This window comes from Pseudomonas sp. NPDC096917, from assembly GCF_044762555.1.
Lineage (GTDB): Bacteria > Pseudomonadota > Gammaproteobacteria > Pseudomonadales > Pseudomonadaceae > Aquipseudomonas.
In genome coordinates this window covers 61016-87649 of the sequence record NZ_JBIWEO010000005.1, presented here as the reverse complement: position 1 = coordinate 87649, position 26634 = coordinate 61016, and the positions used below count along the sequence as shown (strand labels likewise).

The 26634-nt window shown below is 58.4% G+C and carries 21 protein-coding genes and 1 pseudogene; 3 read left to right on the top strand and 19 right to left on the bottom strand.

Features of this window, described 5'->3' with window-relative positions; all coding sequences use genetic code 11:
- Nucleotides 1–18: 18 nt before the first annotated feature.
- The 4 genes from ACIQYF_RS07640 to ACIQYF_RS07625 all read right to left on the bottom strand — a co-directional run bounded on the left by ACIQYF_RS07640 (nucleotide 19) and on the right by ACIQYF_RS07625 (nucleotide 4340).
- On the bottom strand, nucleotides 19–1002 hold the full coding sequence (locus ACIQYF_RS07640; protein ID WP_402858968.1) for a TRAP transporter substrate-binding protein: 984 nt from the start codon (nucleotides 1000–1002) through the stop codon (nucleotides 19–21).
- A 60-nt stretch (nucleotides 1003–1062) separates the two neighbouring features.
- The gene (locus ACIQYF_RS07635) at nucleotides 1063–1950 is read right to left on the bottom strand and encodes an SMP-30/gluconolactonase/LRE family protein (RefSeq protein WP_402858965.1); all 888 of its coding nucleotides are present in this window, start codon (nucleotides 1948–1950) and stop codon (nucleotides 1063–1065) included.
- Between the two features lie 47 nt (nucleotides 1951–1997).
- On the bottom strand, nucleotides 1998–2825 hold the full coding sequence (locus tag ACIQYF_RS07630) for an NAD-dependent epimerase/dehydratase family protein (protein ID WP_402858962.1): 828 nt from the start codon (nucleotides 2823–2825) through the stop codon (nucleotides 1998–2000).
- A 246-nt stretch (nucleotides 2826–3071) separates the two neighbouring features.
- Nucleotides 3072–4340 carry an OprD family porin gene (locus ACIQYF_RS07625; RefSeq protein ID WP_402858959.1) on the bottom strand — a complete coding sequence of 423 codons (1269 nt, stop codon included), beginning with the start codon at nucleotides 4338–4340 and terminating at the stop codon, nucleotides 3072–3074.
- Between the two features lie 472 nt (nucleotides 4341–4812).
- On the opposite strand from ACIQYF_RS07625, the gene ACIQYF_RS07620 reads away from it, so the two are divergent.
- Nucleotides 4813–5559, top strand: coding sequence for a FadR/GntR family transcriptional regulator (locus ACIQYF_RS07620; protein WP_402858956.1), 747 nt, complete (start codon nucleotides 4813–4815; stop codon nucleotides 5557–5559).
- 139 nt (nucleotides 5560–5698) lie between these two features.
- A complete protein-coding gene (locus ACIQYF_RS07615; protein WP_402858953.1) occupies nucleotides 5699–6781 on the top strand; it encodes an AI-2E family transporter in 1083 nt (360 codons plus the stop codon).
- Here the strand turns inward: ACIQYF_RS07615 and ACIQYF_RS07610 are convergent.
- From ACIQYF_RS07610 to ACIQYF_RS07545, 14 genes are all read right to left on the bottom strand, one after another.
- Nucleotides 6778–8895, bottom strand: coding sequence for a TonB-dependent receptor family protein (locus tag ACIQYF_RS07610; RefSeq protein ID WP_402858950.1), 2118 nt, complete (start codon nucleotides 8893–8895; stop codon nucleotides 6778–6780). The two genes, ACIQYF_RS07615 and ACIQYF_RS07610, sit on opposite strands and share 4 nt — an antisense overlap.
- Nucleotides 8896–9099: 204 nt before the next feature.
- On the bottom strand, nucleotides 9100–10569 hold the full coding sequence (gene nuoN, locus ACIQYF_RS07605; RefSeq protein ID WP_402858947.1) for an NADH-quinone oxidoreductase subunit NuoN: 1470 nt from the start codon (nucleotides 10567–10569) through the stop codon (nucleotides 9100–9102).
- 7 nt (nucleotides 10570–10576) lie between these two features.
- The gene (nuoM, locus tag ACIQYF_RS07600; RefSeq protein ID WP_402858944.1) at nucleotides 10577–12109 is read right to left on the bottom strand and encodes an NADH-quinone oxidoreductase subunit M; all 1533 of its coding nucleotides are present in this window, start codon (nucleotides 12107–12109) and stop codon (nucleotides 10577–10579) included.
- Nucleotides 12110–12147: 38 nt separating this feature from the next.
- Nucleotides 12148–14001 (bottom strand): NADH-quinone oxidoreductase subunit L, encoded by a 1854-nt coding sequence (gene nuoL, locus ACIQYF_RS07595; RefSeq protein ID WP_402858941.1) that lies wholly within the window; start codon nucleotides 13999–14001, stop codon nucleotides 12148–12150.
- Nucleotides 13998–14306 carry an NADH-quinone oxidoreductase subunit NuoK gene (gene nuoK, locus ACIQYF_RS07590; RefSeq protein WP_003446970.1) on the bottom strand — a complete coding sequence of 103 codons (309 nt, stop codon included), beginning with the start codon at nucleotides 14304–14306 and terminating at the stop codon, nucleotides 13998–14000. The genes nuoL and nuoK overlap by 4 nt, the downstream gene beginning before the upstream one ends.
- Before the next feature lies 1 nt (nucleotide 14307).
- Entirely contained in the window at nucleotides 14308–14811 is a 504-nt protein-coding gene (gene nuoJ, locus ACIQYF_RS07585; protein ID WP_402858936.1) for an NADH-quinone oxidoreductase subunit J, read from the bottom strand.
- 9 nt (nucleotides 14812–14820) lie between these two features.
- A complete protein-coding gene (gene nuoI / locus ACIQYF_RS07580) occupies nucleotides 14821–15369 on the bottom strand; it encodes an NADH-quinone oxidoreductase subunit NuoI (RefSeq protein WP_016780194.1) in 549 nt (182 codons plus the stop codon).
- 12 nt (nucleotides 15370–15381) lie between these two features.
- Nucleotides 15382–16389 carry an NADH-quinone oxidoreductase subunit NuoH gene (nuoH, locus tag ACIQYF_RS07575; protein ID WP_402858932.1) on the bottom strand — a complete coding sequence of 336 codons (1008 nt, stop codon included), beginning with the start codon at nucleotides 16387–16389 and terminating at the stop codon, nucleotides 15382–15384.
- Nucleotides 16386–19100 carry an NADH-quinone oxidoreductase subunit NuoG gene (nuoG, locus tag ACIQYF_RS07570; RefSeq protein WP_402858929.1) on the bottom strand — a complete coding sequence of 905 codons (2715 nt, stop codon included), beginning with the start codon at nucleotides 19098–19100 and terminating at the stop codon, nucleotides 16386–16388. The genes nuoH and nuoG overlap by 4 nt, the downstream gene beginning before the upstream one ends.
- A 133-nt stretch (nucleotides 19101–19233) precedes the next feature.
- Nucleotides 19234–20589, bottom strand: coding sequence for an NADH-quinone oxidoreductase subunit NuoF (gene nuoF, locus ACIQYF_RS07565; RefSeq protein WP_402858926.1), 1356 nt, complete (start codon nucleotides 20587–20589; stop codon nucleotides 19234–19236).
- Nucleotides 20586–21083: an NADH-quinone oxidoreductase subunit NuoE gene (nuoE, locus tag ACIQYF_RS07560; RefSeq protein WP_055104976.1), complete on the bottom strand. Its 498-nt coding sequence runs from the start codon at nucleotides 21081–21083 to the stop codon at nucleotides 20586–20588. Before nuoE ends, nuoF begins: the two co-directional genes overlap by 4 nt.
- A 2-nt stretch (nucleotides 21084–21085) precedes the next feature.
- Entirely contained in the window at nucleotides 21086–22870 is a 1785-nt protein-coding gene (gene nuoC / locus ACIQYF_RS07555) for an NADH-quinone oxidoreductase subunit C/D (protein ID WP_402858922.1), read from the bottom strand.
- 73 nt (nucleotides 22871–22943) lie between these two features.
- Complete coding sequence (locus ACIQYF_RS07550) at nucleotides 22944–23618, bottom strand: NADH-quinone oxidoreductase subunit B family protein (protein WP_019412096.1); 675 nt, start codon at nucleotides 23616–23618, stop codon at nucleotides 22944–22946.
- 10 nt (nucleotides 23619–23628) lie between these two features.
- Complete coding sequence (locus ACIQYF_RS07545) at nucleotides 23629–24042, bottom strand: NADH-quinone oxidoreductase subunit A (protein WP_003446990.1); 414 nt, start codon at nucleotides 24040–24042, stop codon at nucleotides 23629–23631.
- A gap of 541 nt (nucleotides 24043–24583) precedes the next feature.
- On the opposite strand from ACIQYF_RS07545, the pseudogene ACIQYF_RS07540 reads away from it, so the two are divergent.
- Nucleotides 24584–25042 (top strand): annotated as a pseudogene (locus ACIQYF_RS07540) (transposase); the annotation flags it as partial.
- Nucleotides 25043–25170: 128 nt separating this feature from the next.
- On the opposite strand, the gene aceA reads toward ACIQYF_RS07540, so the two are convergent.
- Nucleotides 25171–26496 (bottom strand): isocitrate lyase, encoded by a 1326-nt coding sequence (aceA, locus tag ACIQYF_RS07535; RefSeq protein ID WP_402858918.1) that lies wholly within the window; start codon nucleotides 26494–26496, stop codon nucleotides 25171–25173.
- Nucleotides 26497–26634 lie beyond the last annotated feature (138 nt).

Below are 26634 nucleotides of genomic sequence, written 5' to 3'. Positions count from 1 at the left end.
CGGCGTTATCGGACAGGCTTATTGAACGGCTTCGATACGCGAGATCAGCTCTTTGTAGTCCGCGCCGTATTTGTCACGCACTGGCTGAGTGGCCTCGTAGAACGCTTTTTTCTGTTCCGGGGTGAGGGTGATGAACTCAACCCCATCTTTCGTGAGCTTGGCGACGCTTTCGTCCGATTTTTTGTCCCAGATCACGCGCTCTTCCATCTGCGCTTCACGCGCCAGTTTTTGCACCAGTGCCTGTTGCTCCGGGCTGAGCTTGTTCCAGGTGGTTTTGGCGATCACGATCGGTTCCGGCAGGATCAGGTGATCGGTCCAGGTGAAGTATTTGGCGTTCTGGTAGTGGTTATGTTCAAGGAAGGTCGGCGGGTTGTTTTCGGCGCCGTCAATCACACCGGTTTGCAGGGCACTGAAAATCTCGCCCGTGGCCATGGCAATCCCGTTGCCACCCATGTCATTGATGGTGTCGATAAACACCGGGTTGCCTTGTACGCGGATTTTCATGCCTTTGAGGTCGGCAAGCTGGCGCACTGGTTTTTTGGTATAGAGGTTGCGGGTGCCGCCATCCATCCAGGCCAGGGCGACCATGTTGAAGTCGGAGTTGGTGATCTTGTCGAGCATCTCCTGGCCGATTTCGCCGTCGATGATTTTGCGCATGTGCGCCTGATCGCGGAACACGAATGGCAGATTAAACGCGTTGGTTTCCGGCACCACAGGGCCGAGGATGCCGAGGCTGACGCGGGTCATCTGCACGGCGCCCGACTGCAACTGCTCGACCACTTCTTTCTCGGAACCCAACACGCCACCGGCAAACATCTTGAAGGAAATATCACCGTTGCTTTGAGCCTGGAGCTTTTTGCCCATCTCTTGTTCAGCCACCACAGGCGGATAACCAGCGGGGTGAACTTCGGCGAATTTGATTTTGATTTCTGCCTGGGCGACGCCTGAGAGGCAAAAAGCCAGCGGCAATGCGGCGATGAGTAAGGTGCGTTTGAAATCCATGGGTCACTCCACATATTGTTTTTTTTATTTAAAGGTCTTGGATCAGCAGGGGTAAAACGCTCAGCTTTTCAACGTGGGCTCCGTCAGCCCTTTAACGCCGGGGTTCAGGGCAAACACGCCGCCCGCCAAAGGTTGGTCGCTGATGTCGCCCGCTGGGCGAATCGAGGTCACAAACAGCGTGTCCAGATCTGGCCCGCCAAAGGCGCACATCGCCGGTTTTTTGACCGGCACGGCCAGCGAGCGGTCGAGTTTGCCATCGGGGGTAAACCGATGGATCTGGCCTGCATCGTTGCCGCAAATCCAGTAGCAACCCTCTGCGTCGACGGCGGCGCCATCCGGCCGGCCGGGGTGTTGCGTCATGTCGACAAACAGACGACGGTTGTGCGGGGTGGCTGTATCGATGTCGTAATCGAAAGCCCAGATTTTTTGCACGTCGGGGTGCGAGTCCGACAGGTACATCGTCCGCCCGTCCGGGCTGAACGCCAGGCCGTTAGGCACGATAAATCCGTTGATCTGCGGGTTGAGGGTGGCATCCTGGCTGGCGCTGTAGCGGTACATCGCGCCCACCGGCGCACCTGCCGACATGTCCAGAAGCATGGTCCCGGCCCAGAAACGACCCTGACGATCACAGCGGCCATCATTGAAACGCATACCGGGTTGTGCGTGCGCCACGCTGCTCAGCAGCCTAGTGGTCAAGCGGCCATCGGCTTGGGGGGTGAGGGCGAACACGCCGCTTTCCATGCCGCCAATCCAGTTGCCATCGCTGCTGCGAGCAATGCACGCGAGCATCTGCGGGGCTTCCCAGCTTTGGCTGTGGCCATCAGCCAAATTCCAGCGATGCAGGCGCTTTGCCGGGATATCAACCCAGTACAGCGCTTGCTCTGCGGCACTCCAGACCGGGCTCTCGCCGGTGGCATTGCGTGCATCGAGAATCAGTTCGGCAGTCATGCGGCTTGATCTCTGTGGCGGTTGTTCTTATTGGATGCACAGCCCGTTTATTCGTCGTCAAACGGACCCGCTGCTACAAACGCACCGCCTTGGTAAACCATTGCTGGATCATTGGCGGCGGGTCTGGGCTGGGCTTCAATCTTGTCGCGGAACACTTCGGAGGTGTCTTTGGGGGCGAAACCTAAATGGGCTGCAAAGCGGTTGTCCCACCACACGTTCAAATTGTTTGAAGCACCGTAGACCACCGTATGGCCCACATTCGGCGTGTACAGCGAGCGCTCGAGCAATTGTGTGAGGTCGGCGAAGCTCAGCCAGGTGCTCATCATTCGGCGGTTTTGCGGTTCCGGGAATGAAGAACCGATGCGGATGCTGACGGTTTCGATGCCATAACGGTCGAAGTAGAAGGTCGCCATGTCTTCGCCGTAAGACTTCGACAGCCCGTAGTAGCCATCAGGGCGGCGCAGGGAGTGGGCATCAAGCTTCTGATCTTGTTTATAAAAGCCGATCACATGATTGGAGCTGGCGAAAATGACGCGCTTCACGCCATGGCGGCGTGCGGCTTCGTAGATGTGGAATATGCCGCTGATGTTCGGGCCGAGGATTTCTTCAAAGGGACGCTCTACCGAAACACCGCCTAAATGCACAATGGCGTCTACGCCTTCGACCAGTTGGTGCACGGCGTGTTTGTCGGCGAGGTCGCATGTCTGGACTTCTTCGCTGCTGTCGACAGCAGGCGCCATTGGCGCGATATCAGAGAGGCGCAGAACCTTGGCATAAGGCTTGAGGCTTTCGCGCAGCACCTTCCCCAAACCACCCGCGGCCCCGGTAAGAAGAAGGCGATTGAAGGGGGTTTGGACAGTAGGAGTGTGTGTCATCAAGAGTCCCTGCATTTCTTATTTATGTCATCTGTTGTCGTATGACTTGGTTCGGATTATTCACAGGCATGCTCAGTGTTGTCAATGCACGATTCGGCAAACTTTAGCGATGTGCCATCATTTCTTTAAGTGAGCACTGAGTCGATTGTGGGAGCTGGCTTGCCTGCGATGGTATCTGCGCGGTCTGCGAGCAAGACCGCATGGTTTGCATCGCTGGCAAGCCAGCTCCCTCAGGGGTGGTCGGTGTTACAACAACGACAGCGGGTAGGTGATGAAAATACGGTTTTCGTCAAACTCGTTGGCACTGTAGTCGCGGCGAATGGACGCGTTGCGCCAGCGCACAGTCAGATCCTTGAGCGTGCCGCTTTGCACGGTGTAGGCCAGTTCAGATTCGCGGCCCCATTCCTTGCCGTTGTTGACGGTGGCGGTATGGATGTTATCGCCGCTGATGTAGCGGTTCATCATGGTCAGGCCGGGCACGCCAAGTACCGCGAAATCCAGGTCGTGACGCAGTTGCCAGGAGCGTTCTTTGGCCAGGTCATAGCTGGAGTTGTAGCTGTCGTTGGCCAGGGTCCCGCCACTGGTGCCGTTGACGCGGAACCAGCCATCGTCGCCGCTGACTTTTTGCAGGCCAACATATAAGGTGTTGCCTTTGTACTTGGCGGAGAACAGTGCAGAAGCGGTTTTGTTGTCCAGATCGCCGGCTCGTTTACTGCCGTCTTCCTTGCCCCAGAAATAACCCAGGTTCGCACCCAGCGTGACATCGCCTATCGGCTGGCTGTGAATCACGTTAACGAATTGTTGCTGGTAGATATTTTCCAGCTCTGCGTACCACAGGCCCACTTGGGTGCGTTTTTCATTGAAGGTGTAATCACCACCGGCAAAGTTGAAACGGTCAGAGGTAAACGCGCCTTTACCGTTGAGCGACATGTCTTCCATGCTCGCATCGTTACGCGGGCTGTTGGCGCGGAACTGGCCGCCGTAAAGATTAAGGCCCGCGATTTCCTTGGAGGTGATCTGGGCGCCACGGAAAGTTTGTGGCAGGGAGCGGCCATCGTCCGACCGTAAGATCGGCAGCACAGGCATCCATTCGCCCACTTTTAATTCAGTGTTAGAAAATTTGGCTTTGGCTGCGACGCCCAGGCGCCCGAAGTTGTCAGCCGGTTCACCGTCGCTGTGGGTGGGCAGCAGTTGAGTGCCTGCGGTGCCTTTGCCGCCATCAAGCTTTTGTGAGTACATGCCCAGCACATCGACGCCGAAACCGACGGTGCCTTGGGTAAAACCGGATTTGACGTCGAGAATGAAGTTCTGCGTCCATTCCTCAGCCTTGCTTTGGGGGGCACGGCTGTTGGGGTAGTCCGGGTTGGTAAAATTGCGATTGATGTAAGCGTTGCGCAGCATGAGGGTGGCTTTGGTGTCATCGATAAACCCTTCAGCCATGCCCGTCAACGGCAGCGACAGACTCATGCTGCCAAGGCCCATAAGAATCAATGAACGGGTGTTTTGAGATCTCATTATTGTTGTGCTCCCATTTTTGACAAATCCGTCCTCCCATGACCGACATAAGCGGCCAGCAAATGGAAGGCGGTGTGTGGTGCCCTGATGTCAGGGCGCAGGCTCAAGCCGCTGAGGCGAGTGAGCCATTTGCTGCGTAAAGTGGTTCAGCAAATGAGGCAGGCGATCGACCCTTGGGGGATCGGGCTCGACAGGCGTGTTCGGGGGGCGTGACAGAAGAGGAGGCGCAGATGAATGCGGTCATACGGAAGCTCCCTGGTTATTATTGTTTTGTTATCCGTTGTCGTACAACTTTGGCGGATTATTTACACCTTCCCAAGGCTTTGTCAATCCAGGGCCAAGCAAACAATTCAGGGTTTCGTCAGGGGGAAGGGAGGATGATCGCAGGGTCGATTAGTGATCGTACAACCAGCATGAGCTATCATGCGGGGATTAGCAGTCCGCGCCCTTGAACCTGAGATCAATGTTTACCATGGAAAAACCGACCGACGTTCCCCGCCTTCCTCGCAAACGCCGTAGCCTCGCGCAGGAGTTGGTGACGGTGTTGTCCGAGCAGATTCGCGACGGTTTGCTCAAGCGCGGCGACAAACTGCCCACCGAGTCCGCGATCATGGAAGCACATGGCGTAAGCCGCACCGTGGTGCGTGAAGCCATATCCCGTTTGCAGGCGGCGGGGCAGGTCGAGACCCGGCACGGCATCGGCACCTTTGTGCTGGACACCCCGAGCCCCAGCGGTTTTCGCATCGACCCGGCAACAGTGGTCACGTTGCGTGACGTGCTGGCGATTTTGGAATTGCGCATCAGCCTGGAAGTCGAGTCGGCCGGTCTGGCTGCGCAACGCCGCAGTTGCGAGCAATTGGCCGCGATGCGCGCTGCTCTGGATGCCCTGAACGAAAACACCGCGCGTAACGGTGATGCAGTGGCGTCTGACTTCCAGTTTCACTTGCAGATCGCGCTGTCGACGGGCAACCGCTACTTCACTGACATCATGAATCACCTGGGCACCAGCATTATTCCGCGCACCCGGCTGAACTCCGCGAGTCTTGCCCATGACGACCAGCAGCACTACATGAGCCGTCTGAGCCGCGAACACGAAGAGATCTATGCTGCCATTGCCCGGCAGGACTCGGATGCCGCCCGCGCAGCCATGCGCCTGCATCTGACCAACAGCCGCGAACGCCTGCGCCATGCCCATGAAGAGGCAGAGGCTCAGGGCTGAAGAACTGCACCTGTAGTCGCTGCCGAAGGCTGCGATGGGCTGCGGCGGCTCACACCTTTGAAGTCAACAGCGAAGGTCCTGCGGCCCTTATCGCAGCCTTCGGCAGCGACTACAGGTCTACTTAAGACATGGAAGGCCTATGAACGAAACAAGCTTGCAACGCAAAACCCTGATTTTACTGCTGGCCTTCGTGACGATTTCCTTTATCTGGATCTTGCTACCGTTTTACGGGGCGATTTTTTGGGCGGTGGCGCTGGGCATTCTGTTTGCGCCCCTGCAGCGCAAACTGGTGCTGAAATTCAAAGGCCGACGTAACCTGGCCACCTTCACAACCTTGACCACGTGCACCCTGATCGCGATATTGCCCGTGATTTTCACCACGATCTTGCTGGTGCAAGAAGTGGCGACACTCTACAGCGATGTGCAAAGCGGCAAGATCAACGTCGCCAATTACGTGACGCAACTTGAAAGTATTATGCCGCGACAACTCCAGCAGTGGCTTGACCAGTTGGGGCTCAGCAGTATCGACGGCGTCAGCGACAAAATTGCCAAGGGCGCCCTTGAAGGCAGTCAGTTCTTTGCCACACAAGTGTTCAACTTCGGCCAAAGCACCTTTGAGCTGGTGGTGAGCTTTTTCATCATGCTCTACCTGTTGTACTTCTTTATCCGTGACGGACAGTTCATGGTGCGCATGATCCGTAACGCCGTGCCCATGGCAGAACAGCATAAGCGCTTGCTGCAAATTAAACTGCGCCGCGTGGTCAGGGCTTCCGTCAAAGGCAATCTGGCGGTCGCAGTCGTACAAGGTGCGCTGGGCGGGTTGATTTTCTGGATACTCGGCATCCAGAGCTCGCTGTTCTGGGCGGTGCTAATGATGTTCCTGTCGTTGTTGCCCGCTGTGGGGGCTGGCATTGTCTGGGCACCGGTAGCGGTTTACTTCCTGGCCACCGGCATGGTCTGGCAGGGTGTGGTGCTGGCGCTGTACGGCGTGTTTGTCATCGGTATGGTCGACAACGTACTGCGCCCGATTCTGGTGGGCAAAGACACCAAAATGCCGGACTTCCTGATCCTCATCTCGACCCTGGGCGGTATGGCCATCTTTGGCCTCAATGGCTTTGTGATCGGCCCCTTGATTGCCGCCCTGTTCCTGTCGAGTTGGGGGCTGTTCGGCGGCACTCGACGTAAAGTGCGGCTACCGGCCGATTTCCCGCAAACCGATTAACGCAAGCTATACGAAACCCCGACGTAGGCACCCATGCCTTCGCCGGGGGTGGAGCGTGCGGCATCCAGCCCTTTGTCGTCGTAGCCCGGTGTAATAGTGGCAGCGTAGCGTTCACCGGTCAGGTTGCGCAGGTCAAGCCAGGTCTGCCAGTCTTGTTTAGGCGAGGCATAACCCACTGTTGCGCCCCAGAGCATGTAGGACGACGAGTAATACGAGTTGGCGTAATCCACTGCCATGCGTGAGGCCACTTGGGTGTTGACCCCGGCATAGAACCCTTGTGGGTGGTCGTAACGGATTTGCGCCTGATAGTAATGCTGTGGAATACCCGGCAAGCGGTTGTCGCCAAAACGCGAGTCATCGCGGTAATGGAAGTCGCTGAAGGTGTAGGCCTGACGCAACGACACTGTCCCCACGCCGTCGCGCTCCCATAACCGACTGTTGAGTCCTGCCTCGATGCCTTGGTGCACGGTGGGGCTGGCGTTGGACTCGCCAACTATCGGTGCCAGATCGGCGGTCGCGGCTTGCAGTTCAACGGTGAGCAATTCATGGCGCACCGCCGAGTAGTACCAGGCCAGGTCCCACTGGCCTAGCCATGAATCACCGCGTGTGCCCAGCTCAAGGGTGGTAGCGGTTTGGTTCTTCATCGCAATCGGTGTGCTTTGACGCCCGGTGGCCGGGCCGCTGCCGACCGGGAACACGTACGGCGAGCTCCAGATCATCGACCAAGGGTGTGGCGGTTCGACCGAGCGACTGAGGTTGCCGTACACCTGCAGGTGCGGGTTGAACTCATAGCGCAAGCCGACACGTGGTGCGTAGTCCCAATCATGCTGGCTGACTTTTGCGCCGCTCTCGGGGTAGCTCACCTCGCTTTCGCGGCGGGTATAGATCAGCGCCATGCCGGTGGTCAGCCACAGGTCAGGGATCAATTCCAGATCATTGCTGGCGTGCAGCGCGGTGTCTGAACCCTGATAGCTGAAATCGCGCATTTTGGTGCCCGGCGCATACGTGGCGGTGTTGCCACGCGGGATGCGCACGTACTCCGAAGCGCCGCTGTTGGGCAGGTGTTTGGTGGTACGCAAGCCCAGGGTGGTTTTGCTTTGCAGGCCAAACAGAGTGTCGCGACGTGTGTAGTTCAGGGTGCCGCTGACGTCGGTGTAGGCGACTTTCAGCCGATTGGGCCCCTCGCGCAGGTCCATTGGGTAGTCGTGGTACACCAGTCCGACTTCCACTTGGGAGTCGTCGTCCAGGTACAGGGTGGTTTTGTTGCCCAGCCACGTGCTGCCGGGTTGCGGGCGGGTATAGTCGCCGCTTACATACGCCGGGTTGGCGGAGCGTGGGTGATGTTTGATCTGCTCTTGGGTGACTCGGCCAGCGAGTTCGTTATCGGTCTCGCGGTAGCGCAGGTAAAAGCGTGTTTCCAGTTGCGGGCTGAAGCGGTAACCGACATTGGCCGCGATGCCTTTGCTGTTGCCTGAAGTGTGATCCTGATAACCGTTGGTTTCGGCATCGGTCAGCGACACATAGTAATCAAGGTCGCCCACGACTTGCCCTGAACTGATCTGACGCTTTTGGTAGCCATAGCTGCCAGCCTCGTAGCGCACTTGCAGCGGTGCGGCGTCGTAACCGGTATGGGTCACGTAATTGATCGAGCCGCCCAAGGCCAGCGCACCGGTCTCAAAACCATTGGCACCGCGCAACACCTCGGCGCGGCTCAGCCACAGCGGCTCAAACAACTCGTAAGGCGTGCCGCCGGGACCGGTCAGCGGCAGGCCGTCGAACATCACGTACAGGCCTGAGCCGTGAGCGCCGGGAGCGCGATTGATACCCGAGCCGCGCACCGACACTTTGGTCCCCTCATTACCACCCGACTGTGCATACACACCGGGCTGATAGGCCAGCACATCGCTGTTGCTCGCCACGCGGCCATGCTCGACCGTGTTCATGTCGATCAGATTGCTGGCGCCTGGCACCTGATTCAATGCGGCCTGAACGACTTCCAGCTCGCTGCTTTCCTCGCTGCGCACCTGAACCTCACCCAGCTCCAGCGGGCCAGCAGAGGCGGGGACAGCGCAGACAAGCGCCAAGGGCAGCAACGAAGACAGGGCAGATCGCATGAACAGGCATTCCAGGTCGGTGGGCGGGCGGCGCGCCAGCCTATACAAGCCCGGAATCACTCGCAACTGTCAGACAATCACAGATCCACCTAAACCGAAGGAGCGAGCTTGCTCCTGCAGGGGGGGCAGGGTTCAAATCCAACCCAAAAAAATACCCCGTGAAGGTCAGGCCTTCACGGGGCATCAGGTACAGCTGTTTATCGCTTAGCCATTCAGGTACAGCGTTGCGTGTTGCACCAGTTCCAGCATCGGTTGTGGGTACACACCCAGTACGAACACCAGAATCGAAACCGCCAGCAGCATCACGCCGCCTGCCTTCTGCTCCCAGTTCAGCGGTGCGTCGTGGCGATGCAGTTTTGGCTCTACCAGATACAGGGTCACCATCACGCGCAGGTAGTAGAACACGCCAATGGCGCTACCCAGGATCAGGGAACCGACCAGCCACCATTGGTGTGCCTCAACGCCGGTGGCGATGATGTAGAACTTGCCGATGAAGCCTGCGGTCAGCGGAATACCGGCCAGGGACAGCATCATCACGGTCAGTACGGCGGTCATGTACGGACGGCGCCAGAACAGGCCGCGGTACTCGTACAGTGCGTCTGCGTCACGGCCTTTGTACGGCGACGACATCAGGGTAATGACGCCGAACGCACCGAGGCTGGTGAGCACGTAAGTGATCAGGTACACGCCAATCGCTTCAACGGCCATGCCTTTGCTCGCAATCAGGGCGATCAGCAGGTAGCCAAAGTGGGCGATGGACGAGAAACCCAGCAGACGCTTGAGGTTGTTTTGGGTCAGGGCCAGCAGGTTACCGAACAGGATCGAAGCAATCGCGATCACGGTCAGTACGTCGCTCATCACACCGGTAGTCGCCGCCGGGGAGATCTGGAACAAACGCACGATGACGGCAAACACAGCCACTTTCGAAGCGGTGGCCAAGAAAGCCGCCACAGGCGCCGGAGCACCTTCGTACACGTCTGGAGTCCAGAGGTGGAACGGTACCAGCGACAGTTTAAAGGCCAGACCCACCAGCATCATGCCCAGACCCAGCTGTGCGATGGCGCTTGGAGCGCCAGTCGACGCCAGGGCGTGGCCGATACCGCTGAAGCTCAGGCTACCGGCTTCGGCGTACAGCAGGGCCATACCGAACAGCAGGAACGCAGAACCGGCAGCCGACAGCACCATGTACTTGATGCCGGCTTCCAGCGAACGCTTGTTGAAGAAGGCGTAAGCCACCAGGCCGTAAACCGGAACCGAGAGCAACTCCAGGCCGATGAACAAGCCCGCCAGGTGTTGCGCGCTCACCAGCACGATACCGCCAGCCGCCGCCAGCAGGATCAGCAGGTAAAGCTCTTCGCGGTTGCCCGGGTAGCCGGTGCCGCCTTCGCCCAGGTAAGCATGGGCGAGGGTGACGCAGGCCAGTGTCGAGACCAGGATCAGACCGGTGTACAGATAGGCAAAGTTGTCCATCATCAACAGCGGGGTGACAGCCAGTGGAGCAACTTTCAACGCCGGGAAAATCGACAGCAATGCCAGGTTAAGACCCGCCACCGAAAGCAAGAAGGTCTGTGAGTGGTTGCGGCGCCACGCGATTGCCAGCATCACCACCACAACGGTGAGGCTGGTAATCAGCAGTGGAGCAAGCGCGATAAAGTGTTGGATCGTAAATTCCATAGCGCTCTTACCGGGCCGAAGCGAGTTGAGTGAAGGCGGTGCCGAGCCATTGCTGCACGCCATGCATGGTCGCAGCAGAGGTATCGAGGAACGGTTGTGGGTACACGCCGATAAACACCAGCAGTACCGCCAGACCGAGCACCATGATCAGTTCACGAGCATCCATGCCGGCCAGAACAGCGTCCGACTTGGAAGGGCCGAAGTAGGCGCGGTGAATCATGATCAGCGAGTAGACCGAACCAAACACCAGACCGGTTGTGGCGATCGCCGTGACCCAAGGGAAGCTGGCGAACGAGCCCATCAGGATCAGGAATTCACCTACGAAGTTACCGGTACCTGGCAAGCCCAGCGACGCGGCCGCGAAGAACAGGCTGATGGCCGGCAGGTACGCGATCTTGGACCATAAGCCGCCCATTTCACGCATGTCACGGGTGTGCAGACGCTCGTACAACTGGCCGCTAAGGATAAACAGCGCGGCTGCCGAAACACCGTGTGCCAGCATCTGGATCACCGCGCCTTGCAACGCCAGCAAGCTGCCAGAGTAGATGCCGATCAGCACAAAGCCCATGTGCGAAACGCTGGAGAAGGCGATCAGACGCTTGATGTCTGTCTGTGCGAACGCCAGGAACGCGCCGTAGAAAATTCCGATCAGACCCAGGGTCATGGCAATCGGCGCAAACTCGGCCGAAGCGTTCGGGAACAGCGGCAAGGCAAAACGCAGCAGACCATACGCAGCGGTCTTCAACAGGATACCGGCCAAGTCGACCGAACCTGCGGTCGGTGCCTGGGCGTGAGCGTCAGGCAACCAGGAGTGGAACGGTACAACCGGCAGCTTCACGGCAAACGCAATGAAGAAGCCAAGCATCAGGATGTACTCAGTGGTGAGCGACATCTTGGTTTTCAGCAACTCGGCATAGCTGAAGGTCAGCACACCGGTTTCATTGAAGTTGACCAGCACCAGACCCAGGATCGCCACCAGCATGATCAGGCCGGAAGCCTGAGTGAAGATGAAGAACTTGGTCGCGGCGTAGATACGGGTTTTCTTGCCGTCGGATGAGCTGTGACCCCAGAGCGCGATGAGGAAGTACATCGGCACCAGCATCATTTCCCAGAAGAAGAAGAACATGAACAGGTCGATGGCGAGGAACACGCCAACCACGCCGCCCAGGATCCACATCAGGTTCAGGTGGAAGAAGCCCACGTGGCGCTGAATTTCTTTCCAGGAACACAGAACCGAGAGCACACCGAGCAGGCCGGTCAGCAGGATCATCAGCAGCGACAAACCGTCGAGTGCCAGATGGACGCTGATGCCGAAACGCTCGATCCAGACGTGCTTGAATTCAAGCGCCCACGTTGGGTCGGCGCCAGGGTTCGGTGCCAGGTGGTAGTCGCCGTGAGCCCACAGCCAAAGGCCGAGTGCAAGCTCAAGTGACATGGTCAGCAACGCAATCCAGCGTGGCAGGGTAGGGCCGAAGCGCTCACCCAGCCAGCACAGCAGGCCGCCGATAAAGGGGATCAGGATTAGCCAAGGCAGAATCATGACGGGCTCAATTCCTTTCGCAATGTCGAAGGTTCATATCAGACCGCTACCAGTACGATGGCGCCCATGACCAGTACAGCACCGGCGGCCATGGAAGCAGCGTACCAACGCAGTTGACCGGTTTCGCTGCGGCTCAGGGCGTTATGCCCGGCCTTGGCCATCTGCGGGATCAAACCAATGGTCTGGTCCAGCGGATCTTTGCGCAGCAAGCGGCAGATCAACAGGTACGGTTTGACGAACAGTTTGTCGTACAACCAATCGAAGCCCCAGGCAGCGAACCACCAGGCCGAGAGGAAGCGGCCAATGCCGCTGTTGGCGACTGCGGTTACAACGCGACGCTTGCCCAGGTACAGCAGAGCCGCGAGCAGGATACCGGCCAGGGCGATGGCACCCGAGGCGATTTCCAGGCTGTGTTTGGCTTCGCCGCCGGCATGGCCAACGCTTTGTGGCAGTACACCCGCCAGGGGTGGAGTGATCATGGCGCCGATGAAGGTCGACAATACGATCAGCACGCTCAGTGGCAGCCAGTAGGTAACGCCGTGACCCGCGTGGGCTTCAGTCTTGGCTTCACCATGGAAGGTGATGAAGATCAGGCGGAAGGTGTACAGCGAGGTCATGAACGCACCGACCAGACCGGCGTACAGCAAGCCGCTGTTACCGCTGGCAAAGGCTTCCCACAGAATTTCGTCCTTGGAGTAGAAACCGGCTGTCAGCAATGGCAGGGCCGACAAGGCGGCACCCCCGACGATGAAGCTGGCGTAGGCCAATGGCAGTTTTTTCCACAGGCCGCCCATCTTGAAGATGTTCTGCTCGTGGTGGCAGGCAACAATCACCGCACCGGAAGCAAGGAACAGCAGGGCCTTGAAGAAGGCGTGGGTCATCAGGTGGAAGATTGCGCCGTCCCATGCACCCACACCCAGCGCCAGGAACATGTAGCCGATCTGGCTCATGGTCGAGTAGGCGAGGATGCGTTTGATGTCGGTTTGTACCAGTGCCGCGAAGCCCGCCAGTACCAGGGTCACACCGCCGACGATGCCGACCAGGTGCAGCACTTCAGGTGCCAGGGTGAACAGACCGTGGGTCCGTGCAATCAGGTAAACACCGGCGGTTACCATCGTTGCGGCGTGGATCAGTGCCGAAACAGGTGTCGGGCCGGCCATCGCGTCTGCCAACCAGGTTTGCAAAGGCAGTTGCGCCGATTTACCGACTGCGCCGCCCAACAGCATCAGGGTTGCCAGAACAATCCAGAAGTCACCGGCCTGGAATTTCTGAGGCGCCAGAACCAGCAGCTCTTGGATGTTCAGCGTGCCCAACTGTTGGAACAGGATGAACAGGCCGATGGCCAGGAACACGTCGCCGATGCGGGTCACGATGAAGGCTTTAAGTGCTGCGTTACCGTTGTTGCGGTTGCTGTAGTAGAAACCGATCAACAGGTAGGAGCACAGGCCTACGCCTTCCCAGCCGAAATACACGAACAACAGGTTATCGGCCAGGATCAGGAACAGCATGCTGGCGATAAACAGGTTGGTGTAGGCGAAGAAGCGTGAGTAGCCGTCTTCACCGCGCATGTACCAAGAGGCAAACACGTGGATCAGGAAGCCCACCCCGACGACAACGCCGAGCATGGTCACGGACAGGCCGTCCAGGTGCAGGGCGAAGTTGGGTTTGAAATCACCCACCGACATCCACTGCCACAGCACTTGCGTGAATTGACCGCCTTCAGGCGGTGCCACATTGAATTGCCAGATCACAAACGCGGCCACGATGGCCGACAGGCCAATGGAGCCGACGCCGATCACGGCCGAGAGGTTTTCGCTGAAGCGTCCACGGGAGAACGACAGCAGCAAAAAGCCGATCAGGGGGAATACGAAAGTCAGAAAGAGAAGGTTCATCCGCGCATCTCACTGGCAGCATCGATATCAAGCGTGTGGAAGCGGCGATACAGCTGCAGCAGGATCGCCAGGCCAATACTGGCCTCAGCGGCTGCCAGGGTGATCACCAGAATGAACATGACCTGTCCATCCGGCTGCGCCCAGCGTGCACCGGCAACGATGAACGCCAGTGCAGCGGCGTTCATCATGATTTCCAGACTCATCAATACGAAGAGAATGTTGCGACGTACCATCAGGCCAACGAGACCGAGGCAGAACAGGACGCCCGCAACCGCGAGACCATGTTCGAGAGGTATTCCTGGCATGTTATTGCTCCTTCGCCTCGTTGCGGCCCAAGTGGAACGCCGTCACAGCTGCAGCAAGCAACAGCATCGAGGCGAGTTCGACCACCAGCAGATACGGGCCGAACAGGCTGATGCCCACGGCCTTTGCATCAATGGTGGTTTGACCGATGGCTGCACCGCTTGGGTGAGCGAACAGCACATACAGCAGTTCGGCTAGCAGGATCGCGGACAGAATGCTGGGTCCGATCCAGATGCCGGGCTTGAGCCAATGGCGTTCTTGCGTTACCGAGGCCGGGCCCTGGTTGAGCATCATGACCACGAACACGAACAGCACCATGATGGCACCGGCGTAGGCGATCACTTCGAGCACACCAGCAAACGGTGCACCCAGGCTAAAGAACGTCATCGCCACGGCAATCAGCGAAATAATCAGGTAGAGCAGGGCGTGCACAGGGTTGGTGTTGGTGATCACGCGTAGCGTGGACACGACAGCGACACCCGATGCGAAATAGAAAGCGAATTCCATCGTTCTTCCTTAAGGCAGCAAGCTCTTCACGTTGATCGGCTCGGCTTCGTTCTGAGCGGCACCTTTCGGCTTGCCCTCAACGGCCATACCCGCAACACGATAGAAGTTGTAATCAGGGTTCTTGCCGGGACCGGAGATCAGCAGATCTTCCTTCTCGTAGACCAGATCCTGACGTTTGAACTCGGCCATTTCGAAATCCGGTGTCAGCTGGATCGCGGTGGTCGGGCAGGCTTCCTCACACAGACCGCAGAAAATGCAGCGTGAGAAGTTGATGCGGAAGAACTCCGGGTACCAGCGGCCATCCTCGGTTTCGGCTTTTTGCAGCGAGATGCAGCCCACCGGGCACGCTACGGCGCACAGGTTACAGGCTACACAACGCTCTTCGCCGTCCGGGTCGCGGGTCAGGACAATTCGGCCACGGTAACGCGGTGGCAGATAGACCGGTTCTTCCGGGTATTGCAGCGTGTCACGCTTGCGGAAGGCATGGCCAAACACCATCACCAAGCTGCGAAGCTGGGTGTAGGTGCCATGCACGATGTCAAACAGGTACTTGAACATGGGTCTCTATCCTCACTGAACCGCGACTGCAGGCGTGTTCATCAACACGATTGCAGCGGTTACCAGCAAATTGATCAGGGTCAGCGGCAGGCAGAACTTCCAGCTGAAGTCCATCACTTGGTCATACCGTGGACGCGGAATAGAAGCGCGCAGCAGGATGAAGATCATGATGAAAAACGCGGTCTTCAGGGCGAACCAGATGAACGGAATCTGCGGCAGTATGCCGAAAGGCCCGTGCCAGCCACCGAAGAACAAAGTCACCAGCAACGCCGAGATCAACACGATCCCGATGTATTCACCCACGAAGAACATGCCCCATTTCATGCCGGCGTATTCGATGTGGTAACCATCGGCCAGTTCCTGTTCTGCTTCTGGCTGGTCGAAAGGGTGACGGTGAGTCACGGCGACGCCGGCGATGAAGAAGGTCAGGAAGCCGAAGATCTGCGGAATGATGAACCACAGGTTCTGCGCTTGGTATTCGACGATGTCGCGCATGTTGAACGAGCCAACCTGCACCACGATGCCCATCAGCGACAGGCCCATGAACACTTCGTACGACACAGTCTGGGCCGAGGCCCGCAAGCTGCCGAGCAAGGCGAACTTGTTGTTACTGGACCAGCCAGCGAACAACACCGCGTAAACCGACAGGCCGGCCATGGCGAAGAAGAACAGGATACCGACGTTCAGATCCGCCACGCCCCAGGTCGGGGTGATCGGGATAATCGCGAAGGCGATCAGCAAGGCGCTCATGGCCACAACCGGTGCCAGGGTGAAGATCACCTTGTCGGCAAACGGTGGCGTCCAGTCTTCCTTGAAGAACATTTTGATCATGTCGGCGGCAATCTGAAACGCGCCGAACGGGCCAACGCGGTTCGGACCGTAACGGTCTTGCCACAGGGCGAGCAAACGACGCTCGACCCAGCTCAACAGCGCACCGCACACCACCACGGCGAGCAGGATCACGATGGCTTGCACCACCGAGATGATCACGTCGATCACTTCAGGCGTAAACCAGGTCATTGGGCTGCCTCCTGCAAACCGTCAACGGTAAGGCCAAAGATCGCTGGCGGAATACCTGGCAAGCCGGCCGGCAATGCCACCAGACCTGCGCCCAGCTCTTCGTTGACACGCAGTGGCAGACGCAGGGTCAGGCCAGCCACGTTCAAGCTCAGCAGTGCCCCATCATTGACGCCCAGACGGTCGGCTTCGGACTTGGCCAGTGCGATGTAAGCGGCAGGAATACGCTCTTGTACCGGCGCGGCTTTCGAAGAGTTCTCTTCGCTGCCCAGCAGGTGATAGAACGGCACGACTTGCCAGGTGCCACGTGCCGGGTTGAATGCACCCGGAATGTTGGCGAACCAGTTCAGCGCGTCACCTTGGCTTTCGATCAGGCGGATGCCAGGGTCGCCAGCGCGGATGTGTCCACCGACTTCGTCCTGGAACTTGTTCCACGCTTGGGGCGAGTTCCAGCCCGGCGACCAGGCGAACGGCACTTGTTGGCGCGGCTCTACGGAGCCCGAGTAACCTTCCATCGAGAACGCGAACGCGGTGTCCGGGTCTTGTGGGGTGCGCGGCTCGTGCACGCTGATGTTGGCGCGCATCGCAGTGCGACCGCTGTAACGCAGGGGTTCGCGCGCCAGCTTCAAGCCTTTGATGCGGAACGCCGCAGACGGCGCAGCTGCAACAATATTGGCCAGTGCCGCCGTGCTGGCCGCAGTGGCCTGGGTCACGTGGTCGAGCAGGGTCCAGTCGATCGGCTTGTTCAGCAGGGTGCTGCGCAAGGCGTGAAACCAGCGCCAGCCTTCATGGATCAAAATGCTCGAATCCAGATAGCGCGGTTCAAACACCTGGAAGAAGCGCTGGGCGCGGCCTTCCTGGCTGACCAAGGTACCGTCGCCTTCTGCAAAGCTGGCGGCCGGCAGTACCAGGTCGGCACGGTCAGTGGTCGCCGTTTTTTGATGATCAGCAACGATGACCACTTTGGCTGCGTCCAGTGCCGCGTTGACCTTGACTGCATCGACACGGGTGAACAGATCGTTTTCGAGCACCACGATCGCGTCGGCTTTGCCGTCGATGACCGCTTGCAGCGCTGCGTCGACCGATTCGCCGCCGAGCATGGCCAGGCCAAGGCTGTTGGCTTCCGGCACAACCAGGCTGATGGAGCCGGCTTTTTCGCGCAGGTGCAGGGCTTTGGCGATGTTGCCAGCGGCTTCGATCAAGGCTTTTGAGCCCAGCGAAGTACCCGCAATGATCAGTGGGCGCTTGGCCGCGAGCAGGGCGTCAGCAATGCGCTTAGCCAATTCAAGGGCTTCAGCGTCCAGACCGGTCACCGCCGGTGCGCTGGCGTCCAGGGCGTGAGCCACGGCGAAACCGATGCGTGCCAGATCGTCTGGCGCCGCGTGTACGCATTCTTCAGCCACATCATCGAGCTTGGTTTGCGCCAGGCTGGCGATAAACAGGGGGTTCAGCGCGTGCTGGCCAATGTTCTTCACCGCAGCATCGAGCCACGGTTGAACGCGCATGGCGTCGGCCATGTCTTCGGCCTTGCCTTTAACCGATTGACGCAGCGACAGCGCCATACGGGCGGCGGTCTGGGTCAGGTCTTCGCCGAGGACGAAAATGGCGTCGTGATCTTCGATCTCGCGCATGTTCGGCACAGGCAGCGGGCTGTCCTTGAGCACTTGCAGCACCAGGCGGATGCGCTCCAGCTCACCGGCTTCGATGCCTGAGTAGAAGTGCTCGGCGCCCACCAGCTCACGCAACGCGTAGTTGCTTTCGAGGCTGGCACGTGGTGAACCGATGCCGACGATGTTGCGACCGCGCAGCAGGTCAGCAGCCTTGTCCAGCGCCGCGTCCAGGCCCAGTTTGGTGCCGTCGGCCAGCAGCGGCTGGCGTGGACGGTCGGTGCGGTTGACGTAGCCATAGCCGAAACGGCCACGGTCACACAGGAAGTACTGGTTCACCGAACCGTTGAAGCGGTTTTCGATGCGACGCAGCTCGCCGTAACGTTCGCCCGGGCTGATGTTGCAGCCGCTGGAGCAACCGTGGCAGATGCTTGGCGAAAACTGCATGTCCCATTTGCGGTTGTAGCGCTCGGAGTGAGTCTTGTCGGTGAACACACCGGTCGGGCAGACCTCGGTGAGGTTGCCGGAGAACTCGCTTTCCAGCACGCCGTCTTCAACGCGACCAAAGTACACGTTGTCGTGGGCGCCGAACACACCGAGGTCGGTGCCGCCAGCGTAGTCTTTATAGAAGCGCACACAGCGATAGCAGGCGATGCAGCGGTTCATTTCGTGAGAGATGAACGGGCCCAGCTCCTGGTTTTGGTGGGTACGCTTGGTGAAGCGATAACGGCGCTCGTTGTGGCCGGTCATCACCGTCATGTCTTGCAGGTGGCAGTGACCGCCTTCCTCGCAGACCGGGCAGTCGTGCGGGTGGTTGGTCATCAGCCATTCGACGACGCTGGCGCGAAACACTTTCGCTTCTTCGTCTTCGATGGAAATCCAGCTTCCGTCAGTGGCTGGCGTCATGCAGGACATGACGATACGACCACGGGTGTCGTTTTCGTCGGTGTACTGCTTGACCGCGCACTGGCGACAGGCACCAACGCTGCCGAGGGCAGGGTGCCAGCAGAAATACGGAATATCGAGTCCCAGCGACAAACAAGCCTGTAACAGGTTGTCTGCCCCATCGACTTCGAGCTCTTTGCCGTCTACGTGGATAGTGGCCATGGTTCAAAGTTCTTCGTTGGCCCGGTGTCAGCGGGCGTGGCTAATGGAATCTTGTTATGCGTTCGAATCAATACAGCCTTTAGGGCGTCATCGAACGATCAGAGGGCGGCACGGACCACCCTCATTCAGAACGTTACGCGCCGATTACAATCGGGCGTGCCAGCGGAACGGTGCCAGGTTTTGCTTGCGCAATACCGGCTTCGAACTCTGGACGGAAGTATTTGATCGCGCTGCCCAATGGCTCCACGGCGCCCGGCGCGTGAGCACAGAACGTCTTGCCTGGGCCGAGGAAGCCGACCAGACCCAGCAGGGTCTCGATATCGCCGGGCTGACCTTCACCGTTCTCGATGGCCATCAGGAGCTTGACGCTCCATGGCAAGCCATCACGGCAAGGGGTGCAGAAACCGCACGATTCGCGTGCAAAGAACTGTTCCATGTTGCGCAGCAAGGACACCATGTTGACGCTGTCGTCGACCGCCATCGCCAGGCCTGTACCCATACGGGTGCCTACTTTGGCGATGCCACCGGCGTACATTTGTGCGTCCAGGTGTTCTGGCAGCAGGAAGCCCGTACCGGCGCCGCCTGGCTGCCAGCACTTGAGCTTGAAGCCGTCGCGCATGCCGCCCGCGTAGTCTTCGAACAGCTCGCGAGCGGTCACGCCGAACGGCAGTTCCCACAGGCCAGGGTTCTTCACTTTGCCGGAGAAGCCCATCAGCTTGGTGCCGTGGTCTTCGCTGCCTTCGCGGGCGAGGGATTTGTACCAGTCAACGCCGTTGCCGATGATGGCTGGCACGTTGCACAGGGTTTCAACGTTGTTCACGCAGGTCGGCTTGCCCCACACGCCCACAGCAGCCGGGAATGGAGGCTTGGAGCGCGGGTTGGCGCGACGGCCTTCGAGGGAGTTGATCAGTGCGGTTTCTTCACCGCAGATGTAACGCCCGGCGCCAGTATGCACGAACAGTTCGAAGTCAAAGCCTGAACCCAGAATGTTCTTGCCCAGCAGGCCTGCTGCCTTGGCTTCTTCTACCGCACGACGCAGGTGCACGGCCGCGGTGGTGTATTCGCCCCGCAGGAAGATATAGCCGCGGTAGGTTTTCAGCGCACGGGCACTGATCAGCATGCCTTCGATCAGCAGATGGGGCAGTTGCTCCATCAGCATGCGGTCCTTCCAGGTGTTGGGTTCCATTTCATCGGCGTTACACAGCAGGTAACGGATGTTCATGGATTCGTCTTTTGGCATCAGCCCCCACTTCACGCCCGTGGGGAAGCCAGCACCGCCGCGACCCTTGAGGCCAGCGTCCTTGACGGTCTGGACAATGTCGTCCTGAGCCATGTCAGCGAACGCCTTGCGGGCTGCTGCGTAACCGTCTTTGGCCTGGTACTCGTCGAGCCATACTGGCTCGGCGTCGTCACGCAGACGCCAGGTCAAGGGGTGGGTCTCTGCCGAACGCGCGATGCGGTTGGCAGGGCCGAATGAAGTCAGGGTCATGGGTAGCCCTCCAACAACGTGGCGACGCCAGCAGGCTGCACGTCACCGAATGTGTCGTCGTCGATCATCAACGCCGGCGCCTTGTCGCAGTTGCCCAGGCAGCACACCGGCAGCAGCGTGAAGCGGCCGTCTGCAGTGGTCTGGCCGAGGCCGATGCCCAGTTTGCTCTGAATTTCGCTGACCACGGATTCGTGACCACCGATATAGCAGACCATGCTGTCGCACACGCGAATGATGTGACGGCCAACGGGCTGACGGAAGATCTGGCTATAGAACGTCGCCACCCCTTCAACGTCGCTGGCCGGAATGCCGAGCAGTTCGCCGATGGCGTATACCGCGCCATCCGGCACCCAGCCGCGTTCCTTCTGAACGATCTTCAGGGCTTCGATCGACGCGGCGCGTGGATCTTCGTAGTGATGCATCTCGTGCTCGATGGCCGAGCGCTCGGTTTCGCTCAGGGCGAAACGGTCTGTCTGGATAAGCGTGCTGTTCATGCTTAGCGGTCCACGTCGGCCATAACGAAATCGATACTCCCCAGGTACGCAATCAAGTCCGCGACCATTTCGCCTTTGATCACCGAAGGGATCTGTTGCAGGTGCGGGAAGCTTGGGGTGCGAATCCGGGTGCGGTAGCTCATGGTGCCGCCATCGCTCGTCAGGTAGTAACTGTTGATGCCCTTGGTCGCCTCAATCATCTGGAAGGATTCGTTGGCCGGCATCACCGGGCCCCACGAAACTTGCAGGAAGTGCGTGATCAGGGTCTCGATGTGCTGCAGCGTGCGCTCTTTAGGCGGCGGCGTGGTCAGCGGATGATCCGCCTTGTACGGGCCGGCCGGCATGTTGCGCATGCATTGCTCGATGATTTTCAGGCTCTGACGCATTTCTTCGACACGCACGATGCAACGATCGTAGGCATCGCCATTGGCTGCCAGCGGGACTTCAAATTCGAAGTTCTCGTAGCCGGAGTACGGGCGCGCTTTACGCAGGTCAAAGTCGCAACCGGTTGAACGCAGGCCAGCACCGGTGACGCCCCATTCCAGGGCCTCCTTGGTGTTGTACTGAGCGACGCCGATGGTACGACCGCGCAGGATGCTGTTGTCCAAAGCGGCTTTCTGGTACTCGTCCAGACGCTTGGGCATCCAGTCGATGAATTCCTTGACCAGGCGTTCCCAACCATTCGGCAGGTCGTGGGCAACGCCACCAATGCGGTACCAGGCCGGGTGCAGGCGGAAGCCGGTGATGGCTTCGATCACTTTGTAAGCGCGCTGACGGTCGGTGAAGGTGAAGAACACCGGGGTCATGGCGCCCACGTCCTGGATGTAAGTCCCCAGGAACAGCAGGTGGCTGGTGATACGGAAGAACTCGGCCATCATGATGCGGATGGTGTCGACCCGATCCGGCACCTTGATGCCTGCGAGTTTCTCGACCGAAAGCACGTACGGCAGGTTGTTCATCACGCCGCCGAGGTAGTCGATACGGTCGGTGTACGGGATGAAGCTGTGCCAGGACTGACGCTCAGCCATTTTCTCGGCACCACGGTGGTGGTAGCCGATGTCTGGCACGCAGTCGACAATTTCTTCGCCGTCCAGTTGCAGGATGATGCGGAAGGCGCCGTGAGCCGAAGGGTGGTTCGGGCCCAGGTTGAGGAACATGTAGTCCTCGTTTTCGCCAGAGCGCTTCATGCCCCAGTCTTCAGGCCGGAAACGCGCGGCTTCTTCTTCCAGCTGCACTTTGGCGAGGGTCAGGCTGTAAGGGTCGAACTCAGTGGCGCGAGCCGGGAAGTCCTTGCGCAGCGGGTGACCTTCCCATGTAGGCGGCATCATGATGCGTGAAAGGTGCGGGTGACCTTTGAAGTCGATCCCGAACATGTCCCAGACTTCACGCTCGTACCAGTTGGCGTTCGGCCAGATACCGGTGACGGTCGGAAGGCTCAGGTCGCTTTCGGACAGGGCCACTTTGATCATGACGTCGCTGTTACGCTCAAGCGACATCAGGTGATAGAAAACGGTGAAATCTGCACCCGACGGCAGGCCCTGACGCTTGGTACGCAGACGTTCGTCCACGCCGTGCAAGTCATAAAGCATGACGTAAGGTTTTGGCAGGTTGCGCAGGCAGGTCAGGACTTCAACCAGTTTTGCGCGGTTAACCCAAAGCACCGGCATGCCGGTGCGCGTGGCCTGGGCGGTGAACGCCTCAGGGCCAAAACGGGTATTGAGTTCGACAACCACATCTTGGTCGTCAGCCTTATAAGGCGGGATGTACAGAGCGGAGCCTGTAGTCATGGTTATTTATCGCTTTCGGTCAACGTAAAGAATGAGGCCAGTGTTTCGTTCTATTTAAAGAAGCGGCGCTGGATCAGACTTCGTCGGGGCTGCGCAGGTTAGTGACCTGAATACGCTGTTCGCGGCGCTGTTCCTTTTGGGATGGCATCTCGGCGCGATAAACGCCTTGCTCGCCGACAACCCAGGAAAGTGGGCGACGCTCCTGGCCAATCGACTCTTGCAAGAGCATCAAGCCTTGCAGGAAAGCCTCTGGGCGGGGTGGGCAGCCTGGCACGTAAACGTCCACGGGCAGGAACTTGTCGACCCCTTGAACCACGGAGTAGATGTCATACATGCCACCGGAGTTGGCGCAAGAACCCATGGAAATAACCCATTTAGGCTCAAGCATTTGCTCATAGAGACGCTGAATGATCGGCGCCATCTTGATAAAGCAGGTACCGGCAATAACCATGAAATCCGCCTGGCGCGGCGATGCCCGGATAACTTCGGCGCCAAAGCGCGCGATGTCGTGGGGCGCCGTGAAGGCGGTGGTCATTTCCACGTAGCAGCACGACAGGCCGAAGTTGTACGGCCACAGGGAGTTTTTACGCCCCCAGTTGACCGTGCCGTTCAGCACGTCTTCAAGCTTGCCCATGAAAATGTTTTTGTGGACTTGATCTTCTAACGGATCGGAAACGGTTTCCCGTTTGCCGATCGGGTACTGCTCGTTAGGAGCATCCGGGTCGATCCTGGTGAGTTCGTATTGCATCGCCAAAGCCTCATTGTTTCAGCTTGGCCTGCCGCTTACGACGAGCTTCCGGTGCCCAATCAAGAGCACCCACTCGAAATAGGTAGACAAGGCCTGCCAACAGAATTGCTATGAAAACGAGAGCTTCGACGAATCCGGTCCAGCCGCTTTCGCGAACAGACACAGACCATGCAAAGAGAAAGAGGGCTTCGATATCGAAGATCACGAACAGCATCGCGACCAGATAGAATTTTGCTGAGAGCCGCAAGCGGGCGCCACCTGTAGGTAGCATGCCGGACTCGAACGGTTCGTTTTTGCTGCGCCCCCAGGCTTTTGACCCGAGAAGGCTGGAGACGCCGAGCATGAAGGCACAAAGGCCGACAACGCCGAGAAGGAAAATGGCAAAGCCCCAGTTGTGGGCTATGAGTCCTGTCGCTTCGGGCATGCTGGAAATCCTTAACAGAGACCAAACGTCTCTGAGCTTAAAAAGGTAATAAAGCAGTGACGAAATGTCGCAGCGCTATTGGTGGCCGGGATTTTATGGCTAAACACCCAGCAAGTAAATTTTCTAAGATGAATTAATTCAATCCTTTAGTGGTAGATCACTCCTGAAAGTCTACGTAAGCCATGTGATGCGGGCGTTGCAGCGTATTTCGTTGGATCTGTTTTACTGGTGCGGTAATCAACAAAAGCGCTCTTAAATGATAATTAATATCGTTTGAGTGCCCGGTTGCTGCGGGGGTGTACCGCTAGCGTGTTGAAGTTGGCTTATATAAGCCGGGTTAGCAAGTTTTGAACTTGGTTTTTTAACCTGGTTTGGGTTTCGGTTTATGGATCTGGGTCAGGGTTTCTGTAGAGAGCCGATATTCAGTATAGGTGCTGGCGAAGGCTGCGATCTTTCGTGTCGCTACGTTCAAGGTATTGAATTCTTGCGTCACAGGCTAAGGGGGCACATTGCCAGCGCTACCAGAGGGCATGGTGAGGTCATGGGAACAAGCCGGGCAGGCAACACCCGCAAAATCCAATGGGCGGTCGACGCCTATGGCCGGCCTATTGAAGTTGAAATCACAGGGGGGGCAGATCAATGACTGCCCCCAAGCCCCCAGTCTGATTGCCAAACTTGACACGGCTGAAACGATTATCGCGGGTAAGGGTAATGACAGCCAAAAAACGTACTCGGATTGAGTAGCAAACCGTCAAGGTCGTGATCCCGAGAAAGCGTAATTCGGTGAAAGGCGATAGGGGGGCTGGATCGAGGTTTTTATCGACATCGACAGGTGATCGAGAACGCTTTTGCCCGGTTGAAGCACTACTTGGCGGTGGGAGCTCGATGTGACCCGTTCAAGAGAAACTATGAGAGCGGGGTAGCGATGGCATGCGCTTTCCTTTGGCTGCCATGTGAAATGGCAACAGTTGCTAAGCCAGAGACTGATAAATACCGTTGAGAACCCTCATTCCCTGTAAGAGCGCCATGCTCTTCACTTAAGAAAAAACGCCCCGAACCGGTCGGGGCGCTACGTTCAAGGCATTGCGTTTTTGCTTTACAGGCTGGGCAATGGCCGTGGTTCCACTATCAGTGGAACTGTTCTTCTTCAGTCGAGCCGGTCAGGGCGGTTACCGAAGACGAGCCACCCTGGATCACAGTGGTCATGTCGTCGAAGTAGCCAGTGCCCACTTCCTGCTGGTGCGCCACAAAGGTGTAGCCTTTGGCGGCGTCAGCGAACTCTTGCTCTTGCAGTTTCACGTAGGCGGTCATGTCGTTGCGGGCGTAGTCGTGCGCCAGGTTGAACATGCTGTGCCACATGTTGTGGATGCCCGCCAGGGTGATGAACTGGTGCTTGTAGCCCATTGCCGACAGTTCGCGCTGGAACTTGGCGATGGTCGCGTCGTCCAGGTTTTTCTTCCAGTTGAAGGAAGGCGAGCAGTTGTACGACAGCAGCTGGTCCGGGTATTCCTTTTTGATCGCTTCAGCAAAGCGACGGGCTTCTTCCAGATCCGGTTTAGCGGTTTCACACCAGATCAGGTCGGCGTACGGTGCGTAAGCCAAGCCGCGAGCGATAGCCTGGTCCAGGCCTGCACGTACTTTATAGAAGCCTTCTTTGGTGCGCTCGCCAGTCACAAACGGCTGGTCGTACGGGTCGCAATCTGATGTCAGCAGGTCCGCGGCGTTAGCGTCGGTACGCGCCAGGATGATGGTCGGCGTACCCGCAACGTCAGCAGCCAGGCGAGCAGCGGTCAGCTTCTGTACGGCTTCTTGGGTCGGAACCAGAACCTTGCCGCCCATGTGGCCGCATTTTTTAACCGATGCCAGTTGATCTTCGAAGTGAACGCCAGCGGCGCCTGCTTCGATCATGCTCTTCATGAGTTCGTAAGCGTTCAGGACGCCACCGAAACCGGCTTCTGCGTCGGCAACGATGGGTGCGAAGTAGTCGATGTAACCCTGGTCGCCCGGGTTTTTGCCGGCTTTCCACTGAATCTGGTCGGCACGACGGAACGAATTGTTGATGCGCTTGACCACGGTCGGCACGGAGTCCACCGGGTACAGCGACTGATCGGGGTACATGGATTCAGCAGAGTTATTGTCTGCTGCCACTTGCCAACCCGACAGGTAGATAGCCTGGATGCCGGCTTTAACCTGTTGAACTGCTTGGCCCCCGGTCAGGGCGCCCATGCAGTTGACGAAATCTTTCTCTGGACGGAAGGACGGGTGTGCGCCCTGTGTCACCAGTTTCCACAGCTTGTCAGCGCCCATTTTTGCAAAGGTGTGCTCAGGTTGAACCGAGCCGCGCAGGCGAACCACGTCAGCAGCGCAATAATCGCGAGTCACGCCTTTCCAGCGTGGATTTTCGGCCCAGTCTTTTTCAAGGGCTGCAATTTGCTGTTCGCGTGTCAGTGCCATGGAGATAAACCTCGTCGCATAGGTCTGGGTTGAAAAATTTTTGCTCCACCACCACGCCACAATGTTGTTTTAGTCAGTGCGTGAATGGCTGCTCGCTATAAGGCATACAGACCCCTTTGCAGGGGCTCTGATTAGCGG